This is a genomic window from Rathayibacter rubneri, from assembly GCF_023743255.1.
Classification (GTDB): domain Bacteria; phylum Actinomycetota; class Actinomycetes; order Actinomycetales; family Microbacteriaceae; genus Rathayibacter; species Rathayibacter rubneri.
This window is the reverse complement of sequence record NZ_JAMRYM010000199.1, coordinates 1-1194: the sequence shown is the minus strand read 5'-3', so window position 1 is coordinate 1194 and position 1194 is coordinate 1. Positions and strand designations below refer to the sequence as shown.

The following is a 1194-nucleotide window of genomic DNA, read 5'->3' as shown; positions in this document are numbered from 1 at the left end:
GCGCAAGGGCCCGTCCCCCGACCCCTGCCGTCCACATGTCCCCCTTACGGTGTACCCACTCACCCCGGCTCGCCGGTCGTGGACCGGATCCGCCCTCGGCGATCCCGCGAGGGATGCCGACCGGCAGACGCCTCGCCCGTTCGCGGTCCCGCCACCCGGGGGCCGCCTCTGCGGCCGGAGCCCAGCATGGACCACCCCCACTCCTTCGGGCACCGCCCCAGCGGCGCGACGATCGGCCTGCTCTCGACGTTCCCGCCCACGCGCTGCGGACTCGCGACCTTCTCGAAGTCGCTCGCGGCCGCGCTCGTCGAGGCGCACGGAGCGACGATCCGCACGGTGCGCGTGATGGACGAGCTGGCCGTCTCCGGCTCCACCCCGCCCGCCCGCGGGCAGGACGTGGTGGCCGAGCTCGTGGCCGGCGACGCCGCGAGCATCGCGCAGGCCGCCCGCGCCCTCAGCCGCACCGAGGTCGCGGTGATCCAGCACGAGTACGGCATCTACGGCGGACCCGACGGGGCCGAGGTGATCGAGGTGATGGAGCAGCTGACCGTCCCCGCGGTCGTCGTCCTGCACACGGTCCTCGAGACTCCGAGCCCGTCGCAGCGCCGCGTCCTCGAGCGCGTCGCCTCCCTCGCGAACGCCGTCGTCGTCATGACGACCGTCGCCGCCGAGATCCTCGAGCGCTGCTACGACGTCGACTCCGAGCGCGTCGCCGTGATCGCGCACGGCGTGCCGGTGTGGAGCGCCGCCGAGCGCCCGGTCCACCGCGACCGTCCCCGCATCATCACCTGGGGGCTCATCGGCCCCGGCAAGGGCCTCGAGTGGGGCGTCCGCGCCATCGCCGAGCTCCGGGCCGCGGGAGTGACGGCGCAGTACACGGTCTACGGGCAGACCCACCCCAAGGTGCTCGCGTCGGACGGCGAGGCCTACCGCGACTCCCTCGCCGCGCTCGTGACCGAGCTCGGACTCGAGAACGACGTGGTCCTCGACGGCCGCTACCTCGATCCCGCCGAGCTCGCCGCCGCCGTCGCCGAGGCCGACGCGGTCCTCCTCCCCTACGACTCGCGCAACCAGGTCACGTCGGGCGTGCTCGTCGAGGCGCTCTCAGCGGGGAAGCCCGTCATCGCGACCGCGTTCCCGCACGCCCTCGAGCTGCTCGGCGGGCCGCAGGGCCGCGCGGTGGCGCACGAGGAC

1 protein-coding gene is annotated in these 1194 nt (G+C 74.7%); it reads left to right on the top strand.

All coding sequences use genetic code 11. From position 1 onward, the window contains the following. Positions 1 to 186: 186 nt before the first annotated feature. On the top strand, positions 187 to 1194 hold a 1008-nt coding region (locus tag NB037_RS19280; RefSeq protein ID WP_251948678.1), incomplete at its 3' end, for a glycosyltransferase.